General features: G+C 53.7%; 19 protein-coding genes. 3 read left to right on the forward strand and 16 right to left on the reverse strand.

Annotation, left to right across the window (positions count from 1 at the left end; all coding sequences use genetic code 11):
- Positions 1-63: 63 nt before the first annotated feature.
- The 6 genes from MKY74_RS23570 to MKY74_RS23595 all read right to left on the reverse strand — a co-directional run bounded on the left by MKY74_RS23570 (position 64) and on the right by MKY74_RS23595 (position 6,608).
- Positions 64-1,365: a pyrimidine-nucleoside phosphorylase gene (locus tag MKY74_RS23570; protein ID WP_076171692.1), complete on the reverse strand. Its 1,302-nt coding sequence runs from the start codon at positions 1,363-1,365 to the stop codon at positions 64-66.
- A gap of 63 nt (positions 1,366-1,428) precedes the next feature.
- Complete coding sequence (deoD, locus tag MKY74_RS23575) at positions 1,429-2,136, reverse strand: purine-nucleoside phosphorylase (RefSeq protein WP_076171689.1); 708 nt, start codon at positions 2,134-2,136, stop codon at positions 1,429-1,431.
- 49 nt (positions 2,137-2,185) lie between these two features.
- Positions 2,186-3,367 carry a phosphopentomutase gene (gene deoB / locus MKY74_RS23580; RefSeq protein ID WP_076171686.1) on the reverse strand — a complete coding sequence of 394 codons (1,182 nt, stop codon included), beginning with the start codon at positions 3,365-3,367 and terminating at the stop codon, positions 2,186-2,188.
- A gap of 47 nt (positions 3,368-3,414) precedes the next feature.
- Positions 3,415-4,593: a NupC/NupG family nucleoside CNT transporter gene (locus tag MKY74_RS23585; protein WP_076171683.1), complete on the reverse strand. Its 1,179-nt coding sequence runs from the start codon at positions 4,591-4,593 to the stop codon at positions 3,415-3,417.
- A gap of 170 nt (positions 4,594-4,763) precedes the next feature.
- Positions 4,764-5,432, reverse strand: coding sequence for a deoxyribose-phosphate aldolase (deoC, locus tag MKY74_RS23590; protein ID WP_076171681.1), 669 nt, complete (start codon positions 5,430-5,432; stop codon positions 4,764-4,766).
- Between the two features lie 240 nt (positions 5,433-5,672).
- The gene (locus MKY74_RS23595; RefSeq protein ID WP_076171822.1) at positions 5,673-6,608 is read right to left on the reverse strand and encodes a sugar-binding transcriptional regulator; all 936 of its coding nucleotides are present in this window, start codon (positions 6,606-6,608) and stop codon (positions 5,673-5,675) included.
- Between the two features lie 285 nt (positions 6,609-6,893).
- Here MKY74_RS23595 and coaA point away from each other — a divergent pair, with 285 nt between their 5' ends.
- The gene (gene coaA, locus MKY74_RS23600; protein WP_076171678.1) at positions 6,894-7,814 is read left to right on the forward strand and encodes a type I pantothenate kinase; all 921 of its coding nucleotides are present in this window, start codon (positions 6,894-6,896) and stop codon (positions 7,812-7,814) included.
- Here coaA and MKY74_RS23605 read toward each other — a convergent pair.
- The 5 genes from MKY74_RS23605 to MKY74_RS23625 form a co-directional block, all read right to left on the reverse strand.
- Entirely contained in the window at positions 7,800-9,983 is a 2,184-nt protein-coding gene (locus MKY74_RS23605; RefSeq protein ID WP_084203946.1) for an MMPL family transporter, read from the reverse strand. The genes coaA and MKY74_RS23605 overlap by 15 nt on opposite strands.
- 40 nt (positions 9,984-10,023) lie before the next feature.
- Positions 10,024-11,166, reverse strand: coding sequence for an NAD(P)/FAD-dependent oxidoreductase (locus tag MKY74_RS23610; protein WP_167372885.1), 1,143 nt, complete (start codon positions 11,164-11,166; stop codon positions 10,024-10,026).
- Between the two features lie 433 nt (positions 11,167-11,599).
- Entirely contained in the window at positions 11,600-12,334 is a 735-nt protein-coding gene (locus MKY74_RS23615; RefSeq protein ID WP_076171673.1) for a methyltransferase domain-containing protein, read from the reverse strand.
- Positions 12,321-13,481 (reverse strand): type III polyketide synthase, encoded by a 1,161-nt coding sequence (locus tag MKY74_RS23620; protein ID WP_076171818.1) that lies wholly within the window; start codon positions 13,479-13,481, stop codon positions 12,321-12,323. The genes MKY74_RS23615 and MKY74_RS23620 overlap by 14 nt, the downstream gene beginning before the upstream one ends.
- Positions 13,482-13,799: 318 nt before the next feature.
- Positions 13,800-15,494 (reverse strand): M3 family oligoendopeptidase, encoded by a 1,695-nt coding sequence (locus MKY74_RS23625; RefSeq protein WP_076171671.1) that lies wholly within the window; start codon positions 15,492-15,494, stop codon positions 13,800-13,802.
- 334 nt (positions 15,495-15,828) lie between these two features.
- On the opposite strand from MKY74_RS23625, the gene MKY74_RS23630 reads away from it, so the two are divergent.
- Together MKY74_RS23630 and def are read left to right on the forward strand one after the other, a co-directional pair.
- Positions 15,829-16,068 carry a helix-turn-helix domain-containing protein gene (locus MKY74_RS23630; protein WP_076171668.1) on the forward strand — a complete coding sequence of 80 codons (240 nt, stop codon included), beginning with the start codon at positions 15,829-15,831 and terminating at the stop codon, positions 16,066-16,068.
- A 28-nt stretch (positions 16,069-16,096) separates the two neighbouring features.
- Positions 16,097-16,612 (forward strand): peptide deformylase, encoded by a 516-nt coding sequence (def, locus tag MKY74_RS23635; RefSeq protein ID WP_076171665.1) that lies wholly within the window; start codon positions 16,097-16,099, stop codon positions 16,610-16,612.
- A 128-nt stretch (positions 16,613-16,740) separates the two neighbouring features.
- Here the strand turns inward: def and MKY74_RS23640 are convergent, their stop codons facing one another.
- From MKY74_RS23640 to MKY74_RS23660, 5 genes are all read right to left on the reverse strand, one after another.
- The gene (locus MKY74_RS23640) at positions 16,741-17,649 is read right to left on the reverse strand and encodes an aldo/keto reductase (protein ID WP_076171816.1); all 909 of its coding nucleotides are present in this window, start codon (positions 17,647-17,649) and stop codon (positions 16,741-16,743) included.
- A 27-nt stretch (positions 17,650-17,676) separates the two neighbouring features.
- Entirely contained in the window at positions 17,677-18,930 is a 1,254-nt protein-coding gene (locus MKY74_RS23645) for a DUF445 domain-containing protein (RefSeq protein WP_167372884.1), read from the reverse strand.
- A 204-nt stretch (positions 18,931-19,134) separates the two neighbouring features.
- The gene (lspA, locus tag MKY74_RS23650) at positions 19,135-19,587 is read right to left on the reverse strand and encodes a signal peptidase II (RefSeq protein WP_240913151.1); all 453 of its coding nucleotides are present in this window, start codon (positions 19,585-19,587) and stop codon (positions 19,135-19,137) included.
- 201 nt (positions 19,588-19,788) lie between these two features.
- On the reverse strand, positions 19,789-20,457 hold the full coding sequence (cdaS, locus tag MKY74_RS23655) for a sporulation-specific diadenylate cyclase CdaS (RefSeq protein WP_076171658.1): 669 nt from the start codon (positions 20,455-20,457) through the stop codon (positions 19,789-19,791).
- A 56-nt stretch (positions 20,458-20,513) separates the two neighbouring features.
- On the reverse strand, positions 20,514-20,786 hold the full coding sequence (locus tag MKY74_RS23660; protein ID WP_076171655.1) for a hypothetical protein: 273 nt from the start codon (positions 20,784-20,786) through the stop codon (positions 20,514-20,516).
- Between the last annotated feature and the right edge of the window lie 50 nt (positions 20,787-20,836).

Raw genomic sequence — 20,836 nt, forward strand, 5'->3', positions numbered from 1 at the left:
AAACCAAGGAGCAATATAAAAAGCCTGGAACTTCTGCAAGTTCCAGGCTCCAGCCTGTAGGGCCTATTCTGTGATGATGCCGTACACCAGTGTTGGCGCTTCGGCATGATCGGAGATTCGGATATTTTCGTAAATTTTGCCGATGACGTCGTCCACGTTTTCACGGTTCGCATGGATCGTGACGAGCGACTCACCCTTCTTCACGGAATCCCCGATCTTTTTGTTCAGCATCAGGCCGACGGCCAGATCGATCTCGGATTCCTTGGTCGCGCGGCCGGCACCCAGCCACATGGCCGCTGTACCGATCTCGTCGGCGACGATTTCGGCGACTACGCCGTCTTCCTTCGCCGGTACTTCGATCTGGTATTTGGCCTGCGGGAGATTCTCCGGATGGTCGACGACATCCGGGTTGCCGCCCTGGTTCTTGATGAACTCCTTGAATTTCTCCAGCGCTTTGCCGTTCTGGATGACTTCCTTCAGCTTCTCTTCGGCTTCTTCCAAGGAGCTGGCTTTGTTCGCCAGGAACACCATTTGGCGGCCCAGGGCGAGGCAGAGCTCTTCAAGATCCTTCGGTCCTTTGCCCTGCAGCGTATCAATGGCTTCCTTAACTTCCAGCGCATTGCCGATCGCGAAGCCGAGCGGCTGGCTCATGTCGGAGATGACGGCCATCGTTTTGCGGCCGACGTTGTTGCCGATGCTGACCATGGCGTGAGCCAGTTCCTTGGCATCGTCCACCGTTTTCATGAAAGCGCCGGCGCCCGTCTTAACGTCGAGCACGATGGCGTCTGAGCCTGCGGCTATTTTTTTGCTCATGATCGAGGAAGCGATCAGCGGGATCGAGTTGACCGTGCCGGTCACGTCGCGCAGTGCATACAGCTTCTTGTCGGCCGGCGTCAGGTTGCCGGTCTGCCCGATGACGGCGATTTTGTCCTGATTCACCAGGCGAACAAATTCTTCGCGGTCGATCTCCACGTGGAAGCCTTCAATCGCCTCCAGCTTGTCGATCGTACCGCCGGTATGGCCCAGACCGCGGCCCGACATTTTGGCCACCGGAATGTCCAGCGCCGCTACGAGCGGTGCCAGCACCAGCGTCGTCGTATCGCCCACACCGCCGGTGGAGTGCTTGTCGACCTTAACGCCTTCGATGGCGGACAGGTCAATCGTGTCGCCGGAATTCACCATAGCCATGGTGAGATCGGCGCGCTCGCGCTGCGTCATGTTCTGGAAAAATACAGCCATGGCCCACGCGCTCATTTGGTAATCGGGGATATCCCCTTTGGTATATCCATCAATAATGAAATTAATTTCTTCCGTGGACAGCTCGCCGCCGTCCCGTTTCTTCTCAATCAAGTCAACCATTCTCATTGGATGTCTGCCTCGCTTTCCATGGGATTGTTAGTCTGTGAATGGGATGAAAGAATGCTGCCTTTACAGTCCGATCGCCGTTTCCAAAGCCACTTCCATCATGTCGTTAAACGTAGTTTGGCGCTCCTCGGCACTCGTTTCTTCACCGGTCAGAAGGTGGTCGCTAACGGTCAGCAGGGTCAATGCATTGACGCCAAACTTGGCTGCCAGCGTGTACAGGGCTGTCGTTTCCATCTCAACGGCCAGAACGCCGTGCTCCATCAGCTTCTCAACGATGGATTTATCGTCACGGTAGAAGATGTCGGAGCTGAATACGTTGCCCACATGCAGCTTCAAGCCTTTTTCAATCCCTTTATCGTACGCGGATTTCAGCAGGTTAAAGCTTGCGATCGGCGAAAAATCGTATCCTCCGAATTGGTGGCGGTTGGCGCCTGAATCGGTGCAGGAAGCCTGCGCAAGGATGACGTCACGCACATGAACATGCTCCTGCATGCTGCCGCATGTGCCGACGCGCATCAAATTTTTAACACCGTACTCGCGGATCAGTTCATTGACGTATATGCTGATCGACGGAATCCCCATCCCGGTTCCCTGCACAGAAATACGCTGCCCCTTGTACGTGCCTGTAAAACCGAGCATGCCTCTCACTTCGTTGTAGCATTGCACATCCTGCAAATACGTTTCCGCGATGAATTTGGCCCGCAGCGGATCCCCCGGTAAAAGGATCGTTTCTGCGATTTCTCCTGCCTTGGCTCCAATATGAGTGCTCATTTCTTTTCCTCCCCATAGGTCATGGATTCATGTATATTGTAAAATCGTGCTACTTCAGGTCTCCCAGGAAGCTGGTGCCGTATTTCGGCATCGTGACGCCAAAGTTCTCGGCTACAGTTGCACCGATATCGGCAAACGTCTTCCGCAGCGCAAGCTCACTGCCGCCATTGGTGAAGCGCGGCGAGTATACCAGCAGTGGTACGTATTCACGCGTATGATCGGTGCCGCGGTATGTCGGATCGTTGCCGTGGTCCGCTGTGATGATCAGTAGGTCGTCATCCGACATCTTGGCAAACATTTCCGGCAGACGCGCATCGTACTCTTCCAAGGCTTGCCCGTATCCTTGCGGATCGCGGCGGTGGCCGTACAGCGCATCAAAGTCCACCAGGTTCAGGAAGCTGAGTCCTGTAAAGTCATCTTCCATAACACCGATGATCTTGTCCATGCCGTCCATGTTAGATGTGGTGCGGATCGCCTTGGTCACGCCTTCCCCGTCATAAATGTCGGATATTTTGCCGATCGCGATTACGTCGAAATTCGCATCCTTCAGCTCGTTCATCACGGTGCGATGAAACGGCTTCAACGCATAGTCATGACGGTTCGCGGTACGCTTGAAGGATCCAGGCTGGCCCACGAACGGACGGGCAATAATCCGGCCCAGCATGTACGGATCGTCCAGCGTAATTTCCCGGCAGAATTCGCAAATTTCATAGAGTTCTTTCAACGGCACGATCTCTTCGTGAGCCGCGATTTGAAGCACGGAATCCGCCGAGGTGTAGATGATGAGCGCTCCCGTCTTCATATGTTCTTCCCCGAGCTCGTCGATAATTTCAGTGCCGCTCGCCGGCTTGTTGCCGATGACTTTGCGGCCTGTCTTCTCTTCGATACGCTGAATCAACTCGTCGGGAAAGCCATCGGGGAACACCCGGAACGGCGTATCGATGTACAGCCCCATGATCTCCCAGTGGCCGGTCATCGTGTCTTTCCCTGCGGATTTTTCCTGCATTTTTGTATAATACGCCAGCGGCTTGTCCGCTTTGGCAATCCCTTCGATTTCGCGGATATTGGACAGGCCGAGCTTGCCCATATTCGGCATGTTCAAGCCGCCGCGCTCACGGGCGATATGCCCGAAGGTATCGACGTCAAAATCGTCGAACTGGGCGGCATCCGGCGCTTCGCCGATCCCCACGGAGTCCATAACAATCAGGTGGATACGTTTAAAGTTTGGCATAAGTTTCTATCACTCCTTCATCCTTGAGTATACATGACGCAAGTCTTTTATAGAAACAGTCCGGCGATGATCGCGGACAAGACGCTGACCAGCGTCGCCCCGTACAGCAGCTTCAAGCCGAAACGCGCGACGACGTTACCCTGCTTCTCATGCAGGCCTTTGACAGCACCAGCGATAATGCCGATGGATGAGAAGTTCGCAAAGGAAACGAGGAACACGGATACGATGCCTGTCGTGCGTGCGGACAATGCGGTATGCTTGCCGAGTTCCAGCATGGCAACAAACTCGTTGGACACCATTTTGGTGGCCATAATGCTTCCCGCTTCCACCGCTTCCTTCCATGGAACGCCCATAACAAAGGCAAATGGTGCAAAGATGTAGCCCAGCAGTTCCTGGAACGAAATGCCGAAGATGCCGTCAAATATGCCATTGATCAGGGCGATCAAGGCGACGAAGCCGATCAGCATCGCAGCAACCGTAATGGCGACTTTGAAACCGTCCATAATGTATTCGCCCAGCATCTCGAAGAAGGACTGCTTCTCTTCATCCTGAACGACAAGTTCATCTTCTTCCTTGGTCACCTTATATGGGTTCAAAATCGAAGCGATAATAAACCCGCCGAACAGGTTCAGCACCAGCGCGGTGACCACGTATTTCGGATCGATCATCGTCATATAGGCGCCTACGATCGACATCGAAACGGTGGACATGGCCGAGGCGCAGAGCGTGTACAGCCGGTGCTTCGGCAGCAGGCCGATCTGCTTTTTCACGGAAATGAACACTTCGGATTGGCCCAGGATCGCGGAAGCGACCGCGTTATACGATTCCAGCTTGCCCATCCCGTTCACTTTGCTCAGCACGAGGCCGATGTACCGGATAATAAACGGCAGGATGCGAAAATACTGCAGGATGCCGATCAGTGCCGATATGAAAATGATCGGCAGCAGCACGCCGAGGAAGAACGGCGCCTGTCCTTCGTTGGCGATACCGCCGAACACGAAGTTGACCCCTTCTCCGGCATAGACCAGCAGCTTTTCAAAAATACCGGAAAAGCCTTTGATCAGCACGGTGCCGAGAACGGTGTTGAGCAGAACGTACCCCAGAATAATCTGGAGAATGATCATGATCACCAGCGGGCGGTAGCGAATCTTCCGCTTGTCGTTGCTGGCCACGAAAGACAGGGCGAAAACAACAAGTAACCCTAGTACCGCAATCAAATATTTCATAGCTGTCTCCCCAGTTGAAATTTTTTATGAAACCAAATCTATTAAGCGCTTACAGGCTTGGTATTAATAGAAACGGAAGCTTCCCGCCCGGTTTGCCATATTCCGATGTGAACCGCTTCCGTTCATTTCATGCACACTTTTGCTTCAGCGCGAGATTCTTCTCTTCCTTATTAATAGGAAGCCGAGGATTGGCCGCCCTCCATAATCTTGACGCCAGAGCTAGCACCGATACGGCTTGCGCCCGCTTCGATCATTTTGTTCATGTCCTCGAGGCTGCGTACGCCGCCGGATGCTTTGACACCGATGTTCGGGCCTACCGTTTGGCGCATCAAGCGAACGTCTTCCGGCGTAGCACCGCCCGTGGAGAAGCCCGTCGAAGTTTTAACGAAATCGGCTCCCGCCTTAACCGCCAAGCGGCTTGCGCGTTCCTTCTCTTCGTCCGTCAGCAGGCAGGTTTCAATAATGACTTTGACCAGAGCCTTGCCGGCAGCCGCATCTACCACCGCTTTGATGTCGGCTTCCACGAAATCGTCCTCGCCGTCCTTCAGCGCGCCGATATTGATAACCATGTCGACTTCCGTGGCGCCGCCAGCGATCGCGTCCTTCGCTTCAAATGCTTTGACGGCCGAAGTCGTGGCTCCCAGAGGAAAACCGATGACCGTACAAACCTTCACTTTGGAATCCTTCAGCTGTTCTGCAGCGAATTTGACCCAGGTCGGATTTACGCACACCGATGCGAATTCATACTTCTTCGCCTCGTCAATCAGCTTACTGATCTCGGCCCGGGTGGCATCTGCCTTAAGCAGGGTATGATCGATCATTCCCGCCAAATTTGTCATTCTGATCCACTCCTTGATTCATGATGGGTTATTCTTTTATTTATCCAATTCCCTGGAATTGAAAAGCTTTTCTTTCAAGCTGCACGACTATCATAACACCGGCTTGAACATATGTAAATAGATCGTGAAATTATGTTCACAAATCGTTCTGCCCACTCCCGTAATGTGCACAAAAAAAATCCGCCCTATGTAATCCGGACGGAATTCAAAAGAAGCAATCGATATGAAATGAATGATTTTCTAAGAGATCAGAGCCTGCGCTGTAAACTGATCCGTGATCAAAATGTTCGCGTAATTCCCCGCGAGGGCCGCTTGAATGGCCTCCACCTTGCGTTCTCCACCGGCAACCAGAATGGACTTTTCCTTCTTTTGAAGCTCATGAAGGTCGATACCAACCGTCCGGTTATTGATCTCTTCGCTGCAGATCTGGCCCGTTTCATCAAAAAAACGTGAACAGATGTCTCCGGCACCGGACTTCTTCAGCAGCTCCTGCTCCTGCTCGTTAAAATATCCCAGCCGGAAAAGCAGCGCGTCTTCCTTCACCGTACCGACCGTGAACACGGCAATGTTCGCCTGTTTGCCAAGCTCGATGATCCGGCTGATATGCCGGTCTTCCTCCACGATCCGCTTCAGCTCGATGTTGTCGAAGATGACCGGCAGCGGCAGGTATCTCGCTACCGTCTGGAACGCCTCTGCAAACAGATTCACCGTCTCTGCCGCATAGGTGTTGACGTGGGAATGGCTGACACCGCCCTTCAGCTGCACGACTTCGACGCCTTTTACCTGCTTGGGCGCAAGCTGAAGCGCGACAGCATGCATGGTGGTCCCCCAAGTGACCCCGATAATATCCTTGTCCTGGACGATCTCGTGGAGGAATTCGGCTGCCTTTTTACTGATATGCTTCTTGATTTCCTCGTATTGATTTAACGGGGAATAACAGACCTGTACCGTATCCAAGCCGTATTTGCGCTTCAGCTTCCGGCCCAGTACGTTTAAATCTTCGCCAGGGTCGACAATTTCGATCCGCACGTATCCTTGTTCCTTGGCATGCTGAAGCAATCTCGATACCGTCGGCCTGGAAACGCCAAGCCGCTCGGCGATATCCTGCTGGCTGTAATCGGACTGGTAATACAGTCTGGCTGCCTCAATTGCTAATCTTTGTCTTTCAATGTCCATCGTCTTCAGCTCACTTGTCCCGCTCTCGCATGATTTGGCTTGCACTGATCCTATTATACCTCTTGTTCCCGAAAGCCCAAACCCTTTTGTCGATTGAACGGTTTTTCTGGTATCTCATTTTTAACCCTAAGGTTTATTTAAGCCGCTTAACATGCTATAATTCAGTTCGCATTAGTAACGCGCAATGTCACAGTTTATTTTGGGATTCACTTCCCGTTTACATACTCTTGAAACGACAGGAGCTGGTTTGGCATGGCCCTACTTTGTTTAGAAAGCGAGTGTACCATGAACACATACTCCCCTTATTATACATTTGACCGGAAGGACTGGAAGGCGGCACAAGAGGACTCGAAGCTTCCGCTGACGGAAGAGGAATTTGAACGCCTCAAAGGCTTGAACGAGAAAATTTCGCTGCGGGAAGTGCGCGACATTTATCTTCCGCTGACCCGCCTCATTCATTTGTATGTAAGTGCTTTCCAGCAGCTTCAAGAAAAGATGAACACCTTCACCGGCATCCGAGCGCCCAAATCGCCTTATATCATCGGAATCGCCGGCAGCGTAGCCGTAGGCAAAAGCACGACCGCACGCCTGCTGCAAACGCTGCTGTCCAGATGGCAGGAGCATCCGCGCGTGGATCTGGTCACAACGGACGGCTTTCTGTACCCGAACCGCGTTCTTGAGGAAAAAGGGATCATGAACAAAAAGGGATTTCCGGAGAGCTACGACATCAAAAAGCTGATGCAGTTTATCAGCAGCGTCAAATCCGGACAGCCTGCGCTGAAGGCCCCGGTCTATTCGCACCTGGCCTATGATATTCTGGCGGACGAGGAGCAGCTGATCGACCAGCCGGATATCCTCATTCTGGAAGGGATTAACGTCCTTCAGGTCAATACGGAGGCGCCGGTCTTTATCAGCGACTTCTTTGATTTCTCGATCTACATCGACGCCGAGGAGCAGGATATCCGCAGCTGGTATATCGAGCGTTACCAACTGCTGCGCGATACCGCCTTTCAAGATCCAAGGTCCTACTTTCACAAATTTGCCAGTCTCTCCGAAGAGGAAGCCGTGCAGAACGCGTCGGAAATCTGGAGAACGATCAATCTGAAAAATTTAATGGAGAACATTCTGCCTACGAAGGCGCGTGCCAAGCTCATCTTAAAAAAAGGGCCGGATCATCAGATCCAGCAGGTGTTACTCCGTAAATAACCAGCGGCGAAGCTGATGCGGCAGCCACCAATTGACATGCCCCATCAGCTTCATTAACGCTGGAACGAGCATAAAGCGGATCAGGGTCGCATCGATCAGGATCGCCGCAGCGATACCGAACCCAAGCTGCCTGACTCCCTCCACGTCCCCTGCGGTAAACGGCAAAGTGACGGCGATCATGATGGCTGCCGCTGAGGTGATCACTTTTCCCGTGGAAGAGAGTCCCGCAGCTATCGCTTTTTCCGCATTTCCTGTGCGATGATACACCTCGGTCATTCGGGACAGCAGGAAAACGCCGTAATCCATACTAACCCCGAACACCAATCCGAAGATAAATACCGGGATCATGACAGCGATGCTGCCTGATCCGCCCCCCAGCATTCCATCTTGAAAAAAGTACACCAACACCCCGAACGACGCTGTAAGGCTGAGCAGGTTCATTAGCAGTGCTTTGACCGGTATGATAATCGAACGAAAACCTGCGAACAGCACCACAAAATTGGTTATAGCCATCCAAAAAAGCACCGAAGGAAGCCTGGCTTTGATCTCTTCGCTTACTTCCAGCCGGTACTTGGCTTCTCCCCCAATCAGTATCCGAATACCCCTCTCATTCTGTCCCTGAATTTCCCACTTCTGCAGCCATGCCTCGGTTTGCTTATCATCCATGCCTGGCCGAAGCGTTACTGACATCAACAGGCTGCCCTCACGAACGAACGGTTGACTCGTATTCTGTGGCAGCTGCTGCAGCATTCTGGGGCTTAACAAGACCCCCGGCTGATCATTGAACTTGGGGATATTGGAAAAGATGGAGTCAACCCGGAGCACATCCCGGTCCGTCTTCAACCTTTGCCACAGCTCGTAAGCTGCGCTCCATTCCACTGCCGACAAGACATCTCCGCGTCCCAGCACCACCATCGGGATCTCCGAGGTAAAGGGGGCGTTGAAACGGAAATCCACCAGTTCGGCACCAAGCCGTGAAGCATAGCTTGACGGCAGAGAGGCGGCATCTGGAACGGAGGTCTGCAAGTAGCGTATCGGCAGGATGCTTGTCAGCAGAAGCGCTGCGGACACCAGCGTCATCCGGACAGGCCTCTGCATGACGTAGCCGGTCCATCGCTGCATCAGTCCGGGCTTGAAGGTGGCTGCTGCCGCTGCGGAACCCCGCCGAATCGGGATTACCGGTGACCATAAGGTCAAAAAGGCAGGGACAAGCGTTAAGTTCACCAAGGCCGATACAAAAACGACGACCATCGCCCCGATGGCGACCGATCGGAACATCGGCATCCGGATGAATGTTATGGCGATGAGCCCCAGGATCACGCAGGCGGCCGAATAGAGCACAGCCCTGCCAGCCTGCCTAATGGTGACCGACAGTGCCTGCTCCACGCGGCCGCTGGATGCCCTCCATTCCTCACGGAAGCGGCTGACAAGAATCAGTCCAAAATCGATGCCGAGCGCCAGGCCGACCATGGGTATGACGTTCAGCACGAAGTTGGACAGCTCCAGCTGCAGGCCGCTCCCAAGCCAATAAAGAATCCCCATCGAAACGCCTACGGCCGTGCACCCTGCTGCGATCGGGATGAGGGCATAGATCCAGCCGCCGAACGCGTAGAACAAGATCAGAAAGGCCAGCGGCAGACCGATCATCTCCGCCCTCTTCAAGTCATGCATGCTCGCCCGGTTGACATCGTCCTGCACGACAGGCTTGCCGGTCAGCGTGATCTTCACACCAGGCGGCTCGGGCAATGCTGAGCGAATGGCGTCAAGCCCCTTCCCGGCGGTCTGATGCTGGGTGTTCAACCCCAACAGGGCATAGGCGGCCTGGTTGTCCATCATCCCCTCATGCTCCAGCGGTGAAATAACGGTCAGGCTGCCGTCCACCCGACGGAGATGTTCCAATACCGCCTGGATTCCCGATTCAAACGAAGCGCGGGAGACTCCGGGCTCCCGTTCGAAGACGACAACGGCCGGTTCACTGGGGAGTTGGTAATCTTCCGACAGGATCCGCTCGACCTGTGCGGAAGTTCCCTCCGTACGCAGCCCGTGATCCTTCAGGATGGAAGGCAGTGATATCGCTGCCGAACCGCACAGGACGAGCAGCGCAGTCCAGCACGCCAGCACCCACGCAGGATAGCGGAGAGCAAGTCCGGTTATGAAACGGTAAATCACCCGATTCCCTCCTCCTGTCGGCAGGCGGTCTGCAGTCTAACTAAGACATCGTGTTCTTCAGCCGCGTCGCTTTGACCAATGAATCGGCGACAGGCGGGAACAGCCGGGCAAAGCCTGACAGAATCCTTCCGGCAGAGGGCCGGCCGCTGATCGCCTGCAAGTAGCGCCCTTTTCGCAAAATACCGCTGAATTCACGGTGCACAGCCTCGGTATACAGCCGCTCCCAGTCCTGCATGCTCAGCTCGCCCCGCAAATAGCGGTCTGCAAAAGAGGCGCACAGAATGCCTGAGCGCAGGGCGGCGCTCATCCCGTCTCCGAAGAGCGGCGGAATCATGGCGCAGGCATCTCCGGCATGCGGAATCATCCGCCAAGGCTGAGGCCGGCGGGACAAATATACCGGCGCGGTCGAGATCATCGTCCCGTCCGTCGGCGTTCCTTCCGACAATCGGCGGGCAAGTAGGGGATTGCCGCTTGCTGCAAAATCCAGCAGCTCCTTCATCTTCACTCCCGCGCCTTTCAACCGGTCCCGGCGCAGAAGCGCGGCTACATTATAGGTGCCCGCTTCCACAGGGGCGATCCCGATGTAGCCTCCGGGAACCAAATATAGTTCCACGGCTTCCGTCCCTGCGAGCCCGGTCATATGCGTTTTAATCCCGATGTAGGCATGTCCGTCCTGCCCCATTTCTTCATAATCGATCAAATCCGGCCGGCGGTGACAGCCCCAGGCGGCAATGACCGTCCTCGCCTCCAGCGTATCGCTGAGTCCACCGGTCCGGGTCCCGACGATATATCCGCCTCCATCCTCACGGGCATGAATGCTTGTGACCGTCGTCGCGTCCCGTATTTCCACGCCCGCCTCCCGTGCAGCCCGGTGCAGGCCGGCATCCAGCGTATACCGGCTGATGCCCCAGCCTGTACCGGGGAGCGCTGCTTCCAGCACCTGTCCATGTCTCAGCACTAGGCGGGCCCGGTCAATCGGATTCGGCTCCATTCGCTCGACAGCCTCCGCTACACCAAGGCTGGCCAGCGTCTCCCTCGCCTCCGGAGACAGAAATTCCCCGCATGGCTTATGACGGGGAAAATACTGACGATCTATGAGCACGGTCTTCCACCCTTGAGCGGACAGCCGGATAGCTAAACTGCAGCCGGCTAGGCCAGCTCCGATGATGACCGCATCCTGCATGGGAATCATCTCCTTTCGCTGTTTTATAGAGGTTGTTCAAAAAGTCCGCTTTTGATAAGAAAACCGTCTATCGACGTACCTTCAAAGAAGACAGACCGCGTTTAAAGGTAACTTTTCTTGCAATATCAGGAAGCAAAGGCTCTGGATGTTTATACTTTCTGATATTATAAGAAAACCAATCGAGGCCAATCAAGGATGAGTGACCGCGATTAAAATGTAGGTTTTCTTGCGATATAGAATTTCATCAGCTCTGCTGATAACGAATAAATTCTATATCTAACACGAAGTAAATCGGGAAGCTGATTCGGCATCGAATCTTGAATTCAGCCGGGCCTTCCGGTGCTCACCGTACCCACTACGTACGCTCTGCTCCTCAGTCTCTAGCTTCATCCAATCTTCTCGGTGCTGAAAACCGACCTTTTTGAACACGTACTTATACTTTTCCCGTTTTATGAACAACGGCCACATAACGGAATAACGGCTTCCAGCTGTACAGCAGGTCCGCTTGCCCATCCCGCTCCTGCAGCCGCTGTCTCAGCCTGATCCAATCGGAAGACTTGAAACCCTTCGCTACCGACAGGGGCCCGTCATGCCGTATATAACGGTTGTCTGAAACCAGGTGCGCCACGACCCAAACGGCGGACCACGAAATCCAGTGCCGGTGAATATCGCTGATCACCACGCCCAGACGGGATGCCTTCAGCATCTGCCCGACCACTTCGGGAAGCCGGACGTCGTCAAAGTGGTGAAGGAACTGCGATGACATGACGATATCGGCGCTACCTTCCGGAAGGTCAAACAAATCGCAGCGTCTGACCGTAATATTCGGTACCCCTTGGTACAGGTTTCTGGCCTCTTCGCAGGCTTCTTCCGTAATGTCCACTAATGTAATCCGGACATCGACCCCGTTTCGGGCAGCCCAGCGCAGAATGCGGCGGTTCACATCTCCCGAGCCGGCGCCAATATCCAGCACCGATACCCTGTCCGGTCGGCCGGATTGACGCCACAATTGCTTGAACCCGTATAAGGATGGAGACGAAGCACCAAAGATCCGGTTCAGTCGTCGCAAATGGCGCAGCGCTTCCAGCAGCTCGTCACCGCCCGTGCTGAAGTCGTCCATGTATTCCTCTTCCATGGCCCGCCGGTTTAACCGCTTAAAGGCCGGCATACTCATAACTTGACTCCCGTTTCGTAACGAATGAAGGAACATACGTAAATCGAAGAAGTTCTGCAGTCAAGCCCGGGCCAAACGCCAGTGCCACTCCGGACCGTTCACCCTCGCCTTGTTCCCTCAAACGCTCTCTCATCCCTTTTAGAACGAACAGCAGCGTCGCCGAAGATAAATTCCCGAAGTCCCGCAGCACGTTCCGGCTGAATTCGGTCTGGCTGTCCTCCAGCCCGAATAAATCCTGGACGGCATCTACGATGCCCCGTCCTCCCGGATGAATCGCCCATAATGGCGGAAGTGCTCCTCCGTCCAGCAGCCGGTCCACTTCATCCCGCAGGAACGTTCTGAGCAGCTTGGGGATATTGGGGGAGAGGTATAAATCAAAACCGGTGTCCCCGACCTCCCAAATCATTTCGTCTGCAGAGTCCGGAAGGAGCACAGAGTGTCCTCCGCCGAGTTGGAACCCTCCCTGTTGGTCGGCTTCACCGGAGCTTACGATGCATGCCGAAGCCCCGTCCCCAAAAAACGAAGCACCGAACAAGGCTTCACGGGATCCCGAAGGCTGCAAGTGGATGGTGCACAGTTCGACGCAAACGATGAGCACCGTCGCGGCCGGGCTGGCGGACACGATTTGCTGTGCTAACTGAATCGCCCTCAAACCGGCGGCGCAACCTTGAAAGGTAAGCGGGATCCGCTGAATCCGCGCAGACAATCCAAGCCGATGAATCAAAACGGTGTCTAATCCGGGAAGAAATTGACCGGTACAGCTTACCGTCAGAATGTGAGTGATTCCGGAAGCTTCAACACCCGCATCACGAATGGCTTCTTCCGCCGCCTTCTCCGCCAAAGGGACCGATTCTCTCCGGTACACCTCCATCCGCTTGGAGGTCGAAGGGGCAGCCTGCTGCTTGTCCGTGGACAGATACGTGCACTGATCGGCAGGTTTGAGGAAATCCTCCTCACAGGTGTACCTGACCTGGACTCCGCACTGCTTAAATATTCTTTTCGCCCACCTTAGCGCGTGAGGATCTTCCCTTAACGAAGCTTCGATTTTCGCAAATACGTCATCCTGGCAAAGACGGTGAGGCGGAAGCGCCGTACCGATGCCCTGAATCAATGCCCTGCCTGCACCATGTTCACTGACCATCGTCAAAAGATCACCTCCATTCATTCATTTAAGTCCCATTTACGCACATAAGCCTTAGAACAAGTATATTCACCGTAATAACGCATATGCTCCGTGAGGACAAATACCTGTTTGCCTGCTTTAGGTGGTAGAAACCGGTTGGATCGCTTTGAACAGAAATCTCCGGCTTCAAAGGGAAAACCACCCTCCTGCTACTGATGCTTACCCGATTCCGGACAGCGGAAAACGTGTGCACCAAATTACGGCATACACAAAAAGCAGGCATAGGGCTAATCCCCCATGCCTGCTTTTTACATTTTTAATCGCAATTACGTACTTTTACAGCGCTTTGTCGTCCACACTGTTCAACCAGTTCTCAATGACGCCGATCACCGAAGCGACGGTGCCGTCTTTAAACGGCGACTGCAGTCCGGCAAGCTCCACAAGCCCGGTAAAGGAACGGCTTCCTCCTGCCTGGCACAGTCTCAGGTAATCCGCCCATGCCGCTTCGCGGTCCTCGTTCATCTTCTTCCAGAACTGGAACGCGCAAATTTGCGCCAGCGTATAATCGATGTAATAGAACGGCGCCTGGAAGATATGCCCCTGTTTGTGCCAGAAGCCGCCCCGCTCCAGGTATTCATTGTCCGGGTACTGCCGGTGCGGCAAATACTTCTTCTCGATTTCGCGCCAAGCGCGTTTGCGCTCCTCCGGCGTCGCGTCCGGATTCTCATACACGAAGTGCTGGAATTCGTCTACGGATACCCCGTATGGAATGAAGAGAAGCGCACTGGACAGATGGTCAAAATGGTATTTTTCCGTGTCTTCCTTAAAGAAGTTATCCATCCAAGGCCACGTGAAGAACTCCATGCTCATGGAATGGATTTCGGCCGATTCATACGTAGGCCACAGGTATTCCGGCACCTGAAAATGACGGCTGGAATAGACCTGGAAGGCGTGGCCGGCTTCGTGCGTGAGAACGTCAATATCTCCGGAAGTGCCGTTGAAATTGGAGAAAATGAACGGCGATTCGTATTTGCTGATAAACGTGCAGTATCCGCCGCTTTGCTTGCCCTTTTTGCTGACGAGATCCATCAGCTCCCGGTCTACCATGAATTTGAAAAATTCGTCGGTTTCCGGAGACAGCTCCGCGTACATCTTCTTCCCTTGCTCAAGAATCCAGTCCGCATCCCCTTTCGGCGTCGCATTTCCGGTCTTGAAGCTGAAATTGTCATCATAGATCCGCAGGGAATCGACGCCGATCCGCTCGCGCTGGCGTTCCTTCAGCTTCTGGGCTACGGGTACGATGTGTTCCAGCACTTGCTTCCGGAAGTTGGCCACCATGTCGGCGTCATAGTCCGTACGGTTCATGCGAATATAGGCAAGCTCAACGTAATTTTTATAACCGAGCTTTTGAGCCATGCGCGTCCGGGTTTTCACGAGTTCATCGTAGATCCGGTCAAAATCCTGCTCATGCTCCGCCATGAAGGAATATCTCGCTTCCGACGCTCTCCGGCGCAGGTCGCGGTCCGGCGACAACTCAAACGGCAGCAGCTGGGATAGCGTCCGCTCCTCGCCTTCGAACGGAATCTTCGCAGAGGCAATCAGCTGGCTGTACTCGGTGGCCAGCTTGTTATTGAGCTGCATATCTTCGATGATATCCGGATGGAAGGCCTTAAGCGCCAGCTCGGCAAGCTTGAACAGCTGCGTTCCCCACTTGGCTTCGAGTTCACTTCTGAATTTGGACTCTACCAGCGCTTTATAATAATCGGTTATGTATTCTTGATAGACCGGACTCGCTTCATCGATGTATTCTTGTTCGGCCTTGTAAAATTCATCGTTCGTATCGATGGAATGGCGAATGACGGCAATCTCTGCCATGCTTTCGAATTCGCTGCGCAGCTTGTTGATATCGGACATGGCCTTGTCCTGCTCTTCAAAGGAAGCCGCCTGCTCGAACTGCTGGATCAGTTGTTTAAACCGTTGTTCAATTTCTTTCACGTCTGGCCGCTTGTATTCGTACTCGCTGAACTTCATGCATCACGCATCCCTTCTTGATTGGCTTTCGTTACCATTATACTAGAGAATCAGGCTTAGACAACAGATACGTCAAAAAAAATTTAATGTTCGTGAAAGCACTTACCGTTAGTCAAAATTCTACAAGCTTCCCTGCATGGAATGGCTATATTTTACAGAGGAATCCATAGCAAGGTTACGATAATTGCCCAATAATAACCGCCCTTATGCTTATATCCTCGTTCTTCCCTTTTGCCATCGGTTGTGTTATATTAGTTCGTACCTAAAAATATTAGGCATCACCTAAATGGTTGAATATACATATACTGAACATACAAAAGGTGGTTTGAAAGCGATGCTCATATGGATGCTGCGCCAAGTGATGGCAGAACGCGGAATTTGGACGGGAGCCGCACTGGCCCGTTTACTGAAAGACAAAGCCGGCTACGAGCTGTCTCCCCCCTCGATCAGCGCCCTGCTGAACGGCAATCCGAAGCAGATCAAGGCCGATACGATGGATGCGCTGTGCACGGCTCTCGACTGCACTCCTAGCGACTTATGGCATCATACCCCATCGAACGTTAGAGGGGCCTAGACGTTGATTGAAACTGGAGGTAACAAGCATGTCGGAAAAAGAAATTCTTCCCTTCGGAGATCCGATTCTCCGCAAAAAAGCCAAACCCGTTACGGAAATAACGCCGAGAATTCACAAGCTGCTGGATGATATGGCAGATACCCTGTACGCGGAAGAAGGCAGAGCCGGCCTGGCCGCACCGCAGATCGGCATTCTCCGCAGGGTGATCGTCATGGACTGCGGGGACGGGCTCATTGAGCTGATCAATCCGGTGCTGCTCGAGCAAGCCGGGGAGCAGACCGGACCGGAAGCCTGCTTATCCTACCCCGGGTATACCGGTATCGTGAAGCGGGCGAAATACGTGAAGATCCGTACGTTAACCCGTGAGGGTAAAACGATTGTAATGGAGGCAGAGGATTATTTGGCACGCTGCATTCAGCATGAGATGGACCATCTCGACGGGATTTTGTACATTGATCATATCCAAAACGGGGAGCTGTTTGTCAATCGGACGGAACGCAGAGCGGATTTGATGGCTGCCTTAAAGCTGACTCAGAACGTTTAGCTGCACTTCTATGCTCTTATTCACATCCCATAAAGTCTCTTTATAAGTCCCCACATAAAAATAAGGAGCTGTCCAAAGGTCATTCACGACCCGGGGACGGCTCCTTTTTATAAGGAAAAATAATGTTATTAACGGTGCGCTGTATACTGATTCGCCTTACTAAAGCTGCGGATCTGCTCGATCTCCTCGTCGGTGAGCGCCGGAGCGTCTCCAGCCGCAGTATTGTGGATCAGCTGCTCAAGGGAGCTTGCTCCTGCGATGGCCGTCGCCACGACCGAATTCGCCAAGGCATACCGGATCGCGGTCTGCCCCATACTCCGGTCATTCTTGACCAGGCGCTGCAATTGCTCGCGGATCTGGATCAGTTCTTCGGGGCTGTAATCCAGGTACCCCTTCGCCACTTTGGCTCCGCCCTGCTCGGTCAGGACACCGGAAGCCACCGGACCGCGGGCGATGACACTGATATGGTTATCGGCCAGTAAAGGCAGCACCTCTTCCTCCGGGCGGCGGTCCAGAATGCTGTACTGGCTCATGACGCTGACGATTCCGGAACGCTTTACGTATTCCCGGATCACGTTCGGACGGATCGACGAAATGCCGTAATAGCGGATCACGCCCTCCTGCTTCAGCTCCTCAAACGCCTCGATCGTCTCGTCAATCGGATCGTCCAGGGTACCGCCATGGAGCTGGTACAAATCGATATAATCCGTTTGGAGGCGGCGAAGGCTTTCTTTTACCGCGGAGCGGATATACGCTTTGGAAGGGTCCCATACCCAACCTTCTTTACCAGGAATTCTCCGGTTTCCTACCTTCGTCGCCAGAACAACCTCCTGCCGGCGTCCGCGGATCGCCTTACCGACAATTTCTTCGTTTCTGCCGCTGTCGTAGAGATCCGCGGTGTCCAAAAAATTCACGCCCCGCTCCAGCGCCGCATGAACGATTCGCTCAGCCTGCGCCTCATCGGTTCCCAAGGACATGCAGCCCAGCCCGATCTCGCTGATATTCAGTTCCGATGTTCCCAATTGGTTCCTTTTCATTAATTTCACCTGTCCCTTCCCCTGAAATTACCCGTTTAAAATCAACAAATGAATGGCGCTCAGCACGATGCCGATCACGAATCCGCAAATCGCGCCGTTGACCCGGATCCACTGCAGGTCACTGCCGACCTTCTCCTCCAGCATGTTGACGAGCGTCTGATCGTCCAGCTTGTCCAGATTTTCCCGAACCAGCACGCCGATCCGGTAATAATTGGATTCCACCAGCTGAACGATCATTGCCAGAACCCCTTGTTCCCACCGGTGGGTTAACTCTTCCTTGGATTTCAATAAATCATGGCACCAGCGGAACAGACGAATCCATATACGCCCTCCGCGCTCCCGTTCGGCTTCCATCCACTGCAGCAGTCGTTCACGCAAATGGATCAGTTGGCCGGCGATCCATACTTCCGCGTTCTCAGAGCTCAGCTTGTCATCCAGCCAACCCTTTACGCGGCTTTCCGTTTCCGGACTGTCGGCTACTTGGGCCAAACGCTCCCGGATGCCTTTGACAACCCGTTCCCGGTATGGACTTTCCGGATTCGCCACTTCAAGCAATGCCGAGAGGATCAGCTTCTTCAGAATAGCTCCCATTTTCTCCTCATTCATAAAGCCCAGCATCGCCTGCACGGCAAAGCCCTTCATTCCTCCAAGCTGAAGCTCGTCCAGTTTGGCATGCGCCAGCTTGCCGAGCATCATTTCGTTATCCGGGTTGTTCACCCATTCTGCGGCGTACAGCAGTCCGTAGTCCAATACCTTCTCGTCCAATTGGTGCGCTTCCGTCTCTTTGACCACACGGTTTAACAATTCGGTGATGTTCCGGCTATGAATGTACCGAAGCACCATGTCCCGGATGTGCGGGGCCGCTTTCTCCAGCGGCAGTTCGCGAACGGCCTGCTCCAGCGAAGACAGGAGCTTCATGCGGACCTCTTTCCGCCGGATCAGCTTGAACAGCCCGGTCGACACAGACTGGAACAGCTTCATCTGCCGAAGTCTGGACGTGATGCTTTCCTTATTCAAAAGTTCGGTTTCCAATGCGGAAATGAGCGAATTGACGATTTTGTTGCGGTTTTTAAGCAGCAGCGACGTGTGGGGGATCGGAATCCCCATCGGATGGCGAAACAAGGCGGTGACCGCAAACCAGTCGGCAAATCCGCCGACGAGTCCGGCTTCAAAGCCTCCCAGCAGCAGCTTAACCCACGAATTTTGCGGCAGGAAAAGCATGACGAGAAAGCCCGCGCCCATAACAGCCAGGGAATACCCGGCCAAGTATCTGGATTTCAATCTGCATACCCCCATATGTAACGTATACCATGATGGCGTCGATTCGACTTGCTTCAATGACCGATCACGCTATCAAACTATTAACCATATTGTAGCCCATTTGTTTCGTTTACAGCCGAAAAACCCGGGCTCGCGAAAAACTCCCGGCTTCCCGGGAGTCTGCTGTCTGCACATCATGATTCCAAATGTCCGGTTAACAGGGCATCAGGAATAAGATTGCTTGGGCTCGCGGCGGAAAATCACGGACAGAATAATGGCCACGATGCCGATATTAATCGCGATATCCGCGATATTCATAATGCCTGTCATGCGGCCGAGGACGATAAAATCGGTAACCTTGCCGAACAGCACCCGGTCGATCGCATTGCCGATCGCCCCGCCGACGAGAAAGCCCGTGGCCAGCTCCATCCATGTCCCCTTAAGCACGCCTTTGGTCCGGTAATAGATAATGACGGCCGTAACAAACACCGCAAATACGACAAATAACTTGCCGTAGCCCTGGAACGAGCTGAACGCGGCTCCGGTATTTTGGTAGTACTCAAAATGAACGTACGGGTCAAGAAAAGGCCTCGAACCTCCGACAACCATGGATGAGCGGACCCAGAGCTTGCTCAGTTGGTCGATCGCAATGACGATCAGCGATATGATGTAAAACAAAATAATGATGCACCTCTTTCCCTCTGCGTCCGTTGTCTCATTTCCCCTTGTTCAGCGAAGGAACAAAATGGGTAGAGACGCCGATGCTGACCCTTTCTGATGGAGTCATGCAGCATGCCTGTATGTCCATTATGCGTCAGATCGCTCTGCGTACACAAGTTTCACTCTCATCCTGCATCTGCTGGCTGCCACGAACTTGCCTCAATCCCCTCCAGGGACGGCTACATCCGGGCTGAACACCGGCCGCGAATCCATTTCCCCCGGGCGTACCGGGTAGAGCGTTCCGTTCAGCGCAAAAGAAACCCTGCCCGTCTCCTCCGAAACGACAAGGATCAGCGCATCGCATATTTCTGACAGCCCCAACGCAGCCCGGTGACGGGTTCCAAGTTTCCCCTCGCGCAGCGCTTTGGAAACCGGGAGCACATTGCCGGCGGAGACGATTTGGTTCTTGTCGACCAGCACTGCCCCGTCGTGCAGCGGTCCCCCCGGATAAAAAATCGATTCCAGCAGGGTATGCGACACGTCTGCCCCAACCGGTATGCCGGAATGCACCAGCGGCGGGAGCGCATCGTTTCTTTTGACGACGATGAGCGCCCCGTGATTCCGCTCCGACAGATGCTGCAGCGCCGTGGACAACGCTACGTAGCGATCTGTATAAGGCGACAGATACGCATTCAGATAATAGGATGCGGCCGTCATCTGCATGTCGGTAAAGACGCTGTGGATCTGCTCAAACTCATTCAAAATACAGCATTCCTTCTGGTCGATCGTCGCCAGCATGCTCTCGATTTCCGCCTTAATAGTGGACAGGCTCTTTTTCAGATGGACCTGTATCGTTTCAGACAGACCCAGCTCATCTTCATTGTTCACGTCGGCTCACCTTTCCTTATGGCTTAAAATATAGACTGCTCCGTTCAGCCTTCCGACTATTCGGCGTCTTCCATCGTATCCATCGCGGCATCAAGCAGTGCATCAAACAGGTCGTCGTCCTCTTCCAGCCGCGCATCGGCCTGAAGCATCTCCTCTTCGATGCCCGACTCGTCCGCATAGTTCAGGCTATAATCCCAATCATCGCCCTTCTTGCTGAAAAAGGTAACTTCATACTTGGACTTATGCCCCTCCAAAGTAAAAATGGTGTGCCCCACGTAGTGTCGTTCCTCGTCCAGCTTCATCCCGGCTTCGATAATTGTAAAGTCCATGAATCCATTGCTCCTTCTAAGTGGTGTATTTGATACTATAGTATACCATG

The sequence above is a fragment of the Paenibacillus sp. FSL R5-0378 genome (genome assembly GCF_038009285.1).
In the GTDB taxonomy this organism is placed as follows: Bacteria; Bacillota; Bacilli; order Paenibacillales; family Paenibacillaceae; genus Paenibacillus_AQ; species Paenibacillus_AQ favisporus.